Source organism: Microcystis sp. M53598_WE2 (assembly GCF_030067735.1).
GTDB classification, from domain to species: Bacteria; Cyanobacteriota; Cyanobacteriia; order Cyanobacteriales; family Microcystaceae; genus Microcystis; species Microcystis aeruginosa.
Genome location: NZ_JASJFE010000359.1, coordinates 1 through 5,266 on the forward strand (window position 1 = coordinate 1; position 5,266 = coordinate 5,266).

Consider the following 5,266-nt stretch of genomic DNA (forward strand, 5'->3'; position numbering starts at 1 on the left):
AAGGCCGTTTTGAACGGGTTATTCAAAGCTCGGAAAAACTGATCAATTGGGAACGGTTTAATAATCTTTTTAATCGAGGTTATCAGTCAGCGATTAGTGTATTTTCAATGTTTATTTTGACCCCGATGTTTATTAAAAACGAAATCGATTATGGGGAAATTAGTCAAGCGAGTTTATGCTGTTTCCTTTTTTCTAATGCCTTGGGACAATTAATTACTGAATGGGGAACATCGGGTAAAGTTTCAAGTTATATTGAACGGTTAGCTACCTTGACAGATGCCTTAAAAGTTGCCAGTGAAGAGCCGAAAAACTTAAGTCGTATTATCACCCTGGAAGATAATCGTCTAGCTTTTGAAAATTTTACCCTACAAACTCCCGATTATGAAAAGGTAATTGTGGAGAATTTATCGGTTTCTGTCCCTTTGGGAGAAAGCCTACTGATTATTGGCCCCAGTGGTCGAGGAAAAAGTTCCTTGTTACGAGCAATCGCCGGTTTATGGAAAGCAGGTAGCGGCCGTTTAGTTCGTCCTCCTTTAGCTAAAATGTTATTTTTGCCCCAACGTCCTTATATTATCCTTGGCAGTTTACGCCAGCAATTACTTTATCCCCATACCAATGATCAGGTGAGCGATGAAGAATTAGAAAATATCTTAAAAAAAGTCAATCTTCAACATTTATTAACTGACAAAAATAGCTTAGATAAAGAAGTCAACTGGGAACAAATTTTATCTCTGGGAGAACAACAAAGATTAGCTTTTGCTCGACTATTAATCACTAAACCTACCTTTACTATCTTAGATGAAGCAACTAGCGCTTTAGATTTGGCCAATGAAGCCAGCTTATATCAGCAATTACAGGAAAGTGAAACCACTTTTATTAGTGTTGGTCATCGGGAAAGTTTATTTAATTATCATCGATGGGTCTTAGAGTTAACAGAAAATTCCCATTGGCAGCTGTCAACTGTAGAAGATTATCAGCGTAAAAAAGTTAATGACATGGTCATGATGTCAAAAAAATCAGAAGATTTTTCGGCGGTAAAAATAGAGCCTTTGTTTGAGGTTAAAACTGAGCATGATGCGGAAATTGCCGGAGTTTCTGAAATAGCCGAAGGTTTGTCCCATCAACAAATGCAGTCCCTAACTGATTATTCTTTAAGTAGCGTTCGTAATCGAGCCAGTTTAGGTAAAATTATTACTGCCAAAGATGGTTTTAATTATCGTTACGATAAAGACCCAAAAACCTTAAAATGGGTGAGAATATAGCTAATGGGGTGACAAACAGATTGAAAGTGAGACAGAGTATTCAGACTTCCCCCTCTCAGGAGAACTAGAGAATCAGGTTTTTGCTGGGTAAGTTGATTAACAAGCTACTAACTGATAACTGATAACTGATAACTGATAACTGGTATAGGAGTTTTATCAAATGAAAGCACTGGAAAAACTGGTGACGGAACGATTATATTTAGTCCCCTTCAAGCTTGAACTTCTCAAGGCCGCAATTATAGGTATCGATGAATTAGCAACAATTTTGGGGGTAAAAGTTGCAGCTGACTGGGCCGAACAAGAGTTGATTCAAGCTTTCCCTGATATTGCGAATATTTTGCTGCAATTCCCCTTACAAAATGAATGGGGATGGGGGAGTTTAATTATTCATCAAGCAGAAAATACTCTTATTGGTCATGTGATGATCAAAATTATTCCTGATGTCACAGGTTTACCCACAGATGCTGTAGAAATTGGCTATCAAGTAGCGCCGTTATATCGACGACAAGGCTACGCATCTGAGGCGACAAAAGCAATGATGGACTGGACACTTTCTCAACCTGGTATGCAAACAGTGACCGCTGGCTGCGCTCCCGATAATATAGCTTCAAAGCGAGTTTTAGAAAAAATAGGCATGGATCTGATAGAAGCACGAGAGAAAGTCTTGGTCTGGAAATTAAGTAGGGTTTGCTGAAAAAGTTTGTTGGTGGGGTTAGGAGTCAGTTATCAGTTATCAGTTATCAGTTATCAGTTCACTGAGAAAACTCCCCACTTCCCCACTTCCCACACCCTACACCCCACACCCCACACCCCACACCCTACACCCTCTTTCAAGTCAGTAGTCGGGGGGGAAATCTGGAGTCAGAGCCTCGTCGATGCGATAAAATACTCTGGCTCTGTCTTTGTTGGTTTATGAGTTGACGAGAATTTCAGCGATCGCCTGGGAGATAGGAAAATAAGGAGGATAAAGTTCTAGCCAGAAAAACTCGCCAACGGGATTAATTTCTAAAAAGATATAACGTTCATCTGGTGTGACAATCATATCAATTGCACCATAATTAAGACCGAAATATTTCACTAATTCTAGTAGTTGTTTTTCAATAGTTTTCGGTAAATCGTAGGGTTGCCATTGTTGATGGAGCGCTCTTCCCTCTTTTCGCCAATCGTAGATAGCGCCGTCTAATTGTTGGGAATTAATCGCCGCCGTAAATATTTGTTCACCGACGATAGTGATGCGTAATTCCAAAGCTTTAGGAATGTTTTCCTGAAAAGTCATTGGACAAAATTGCAAACCTTCCAAATTATCTAGGTCTTCCTTTGTAACAGGACTGGTAAAAACAACCATTTCCTCTTGCTTGTCTCCATAAATAGCAAATTGAGACAGCATTTTAGTCACAATTCCCGTTGCTTCAAACTCCTGAGCAAATTGCTTGACAGCTTCAGGATTATTAGAAGTTAAAGTCCCCGGAATTAATAAACCTAATTGTCGCGCTACTTGTAACTGCAATTGTTTATGATTGGCATGATCTACCTTAGCAATTGGATCAAGATGAAAGCCAGATAAACTAGCAATCATTCCTCGAATACTTAACCGACATTCCTTAAGAGAAGCTTCGCGAAATTGACTATCCATCCCATCGGGTAATTTTAGTCCGTATCTCATGCGTCGATACCAGACAGAAGAAACTTCTTTTAGCTCTAATTTTTGGTCTCCATCGGTAATAATTCCGCCTTTTTGACCGCCTGAGTAAAGATCAACTTTCACCTCTGTAGGGAAGCGATCGGTATCAAAACGGAAGGCTTTTTTCCCCATCGTTTCTATGGCTTTGATTACCAGAGGAATACTTTCATTATCGTGGCTAAAAGTAACAATTAAAACGGTCATAGATTTCCTTGATGATTTGGGATTGAGAATCCTGATTAGATTTTGGATTGAGAATCTTGATAATCCTAAAATCCTCAAAATCCTGATTAGGTTTTGGTTTGATTTTTAGCATACTAAAAAATCAGCGATCGCATTAGAAATAGGTAAATCTAAATCCCGTTCTAACATTCCCCACTCACCACCCGGATTAACTTCTAAAAAAACGTATTCTCCCCCAGGAGTTAAGATAAAATCAAACGCCCCAAAATTCAACCCTATATTAGCCATAAAAATCTGAAGTTGCTGCAATAGTGAATCGGGTAAAGTATGATGTTGCCAAGCACCCGGATCAATACCCGGTCTTCGCCAATCTACGGCAGAATTATTATACTGAGAAGATTCTAAAGCTCCCACAAATGTCTGTCCATTAACCACGACAACTCTCAATTCTAATTGTTTGGGAATTTCCGCTTGAAAAACCATGGGACAATAACGTAAAGATTCCGCTTCCTCAAGGTCTTCTGCTTTCACCCTACTGGTATAAAGAAAAAATTCCGGCGACTCCATACTTCTGGCGATCGCAGTTAACAATTTACTCACCATTCGTCCCTGAACCTGGGAAAAAAACTCCCGGGCAGCATCAGGATTATTGGTCACTAAAGTGGGGGGAATAATCAAGCCAACTTCTGAGGCCAAACGAAGTTGTAATAACTTATTTTTAGCCCTCTCAATTTGCGCTAAATTATCTAACCAACGCGCTGACCTTAAACTATCCCAAAAACCAGCCAAAGTCGTCTGGGATTCTCGCACACAAGCCTCCCGAAACTGAGGATCTAAATCCCCTGTTAGTTCAGGTTGCCAAATACGTCTTGTCCAAACAGATTGCACCTGTTGACTATCAATAGATTGATGGTTATAGGTTAATTGATAAAAACTTTTTTTCCCATTAAATTGGGCTGCTAATTGAACCTCTAAGGGAAATTTATCGGTATCTAAGCGAAAAGGTGTGGCTCCTTTTTTTTCTATCGCCTCAGCCACGCGGTCAATCGTGAAAAAATCGCCGCTATGGGTCAACAATAAAACAACTTTAGGCGATTCTTTCATATCAGTGGGAAATTCCTATATTTAAATTTCTTTTTGTCTCTCTTAACTGGCGACTAATTCCGGTTTAGTGGTCAGAATCGAATATTCGCAAGACCGGGGATTGTCCATCCGCTCTTGAGCATTGAGGATTTCTAACCCCACCACGTTCCCCCACTGGTCATAGTCGAGAATCACCCCCGGACTCTGCTCGTCGCTTTCTGCAATTGGCACATTACTTAAGGTGATTTTGAGAGCATCAACGACTGGATCATAGGTCACTTTCATGGCGTTCTCCAATATTTGCTGAACTACCTACACTTTTCTTGCGGGTAAGTGTAGGTTTTCTACCCAACAGATAGCGGAATCGTGGATTTCTTGCGTCCTCTCCTACCCTATCCGATTTCCAGTTGGCTGTCGTTATTATCGATCTGACTGTCTAACAGTATTTGCGTAGGTTTCCATTCCCCATCCATTGTTTGACAAGTGCATACCAACCATACGGATTGGTCTCCATCCCCGAACTCAAGGTGACAATCTTGGCAGGTTTCTTGGAAGTTTTGATCCCCGAACTGCAATTCCCCATCTATATTACCGATATGGTCACTAAGCCTCAGTTCGGTGGGCATCCATTCTCCATCGCGAGCTTGGCACTCAGCACTCAGGATTGTGCTGTTAGGGTCGTAGTTAATACTGCTGCAAGTGTGCGAAAAATTGGGCATGACAACTCTGTGTGTTAAAAAACAATATGATTCAGCATAGTGCCTTAACAGCCGACATTCCGCACATCTTCATATACTTTTATATATTTTTACATTCCCCAAGATGTTTTAACGAAAAACCTTGATTGTAGAAACTACTATTGAGAACATTTTCAATAATTGATTTTTTCTGAGAAAAAAATTTACAATTCTTCACCTTGATCAAAATCCATCATTGTAGCTATAATCCTTACTGGACAAGGATTGTAAGCAATATATTGGTAAAAATTATTAATTCAATGTTAAGAAGTGCGGAAAGTGGGATTTAATACTCCACACTTAAAACTCAAATCTGATAA

General features: G+C 39.8%; 6 protein-coding genes. 2 read left to right on the forward strand and 4 right to left on the reverse strand.

The features are described from left to right. On the forward strand, positions 1-1,262 hold a 1,262-nt coding region (locus PX636_RS07680), incomplete at its 5' end, for an ABC transporter ATP-binding protein/permease (RefSeq protein WP_288116653.1). Positions 1,263-1,422: 160 nt separating this feature from the next. After that, the gene (locus PX636_RS07685; protein ID WP_046662770.1) at positions 1,423-1,956 is read left to right on the forward strand and encodes a GNAT family N-acetyltransferase; all 534 of its coding nucleotides are present in this window, start codon (positions 1,423-1,425) and stop codon (positions 1,954-1,956) included. Between the two features lie 216 nt (positions 1,957-2,172). On the opposite strand, the gene PX636_RS07690 is transcribed toward PX636_RS07685, so the two are convergent. From PX636_RS07690 to PX636_RS07705, 4 genes are all read right to left on the reverse strand, one after another. Continuing rightward, a complete protein-coding gene (locus PX636_RS07690) occupies positions 2,173-3,147 on the reverse strand; it encodes an MvdD family ATP-grasp ribosomal peptide maturase (protein ID WP_288116654.1) in 975 nt (324 codons plus the stop codon). Positions 3,148-3,252: 105 nt separating this feature from the next. Further along, positions 3,253-4,230, reverse strand: a complete 978-nt coding sequence (locus PX636_RS07695; protein WP_288116655.1) for an MvdC family ATP-grasp ribosomal peptide maturase — start codon at positions 4,228-4,230, stop codon at positions 3,253-3,255. Between the two features lie 42 nt (positions 4,231-4,272). After that, positions 4,273-4,494 carry a DUF2283 domain-containing protein gene (locus tag PX636_RS07700; protein ID WP_002732918.1) on the reverse strand — a complete coding sequence of 74 codons (222 nt, stop codon included), beginning with the start codon at positions 4,492-4,494 and terminating at the stop codon, positions 4,273-4,275. Between the two features lie 107 nt (positions 4,495-4,601). Beyond that, complete coding sequence (locus PX636_RS07705; RefSeq protein ID WP_002775566.1) at positions 4,602-4,928, reverse strand: mannose-binding lectin; 327 nt, start codon at positions 4,926-4,928, stop codon at positions 4,602-4,604. Positions 4,929-5,266 lie beyond the last annotated feature (338 nt).

Bases quoted from the DNA above. Each gene is read 5' to 3' on its own strand.
- PX636_RS07685 (WP_046662770.1), top strand. From the start codon at position 1,423: ATGAAAGCACTGGAAAAACTGGTGACGGAACGATTATATTTAGTCCCC.
- PX636_RS07690 (WP_288116654.1), bottom strand. From the start codon at position 3,147: ATGACCGTTTTAATTGTTACTTTTAGCCACGATAATGAAAGTATTCCT.
- PX636_RS07695 (WP_288116655.1), bottom strand. From the start codon at position 4,230: ATGAAAGAATCGCCTAAAGTTGTTTTATTGTTGACCCATAGCGGCGAT.
- PX636_RS07700 (WP_002732918.1), bottom strand. From the start codon at position 4,494: ATGAAAGTGACCTATGATCCAGTCGTTGATGCTCTCAAAATCACCTTA.
- PX636_RS07705 (WP_002775566.1), bottom strand. From the start codon at position 4,928: ATGCCCAATTTTTCGCACACTTGCAGCAGTATTAACTACGACCCTAAC.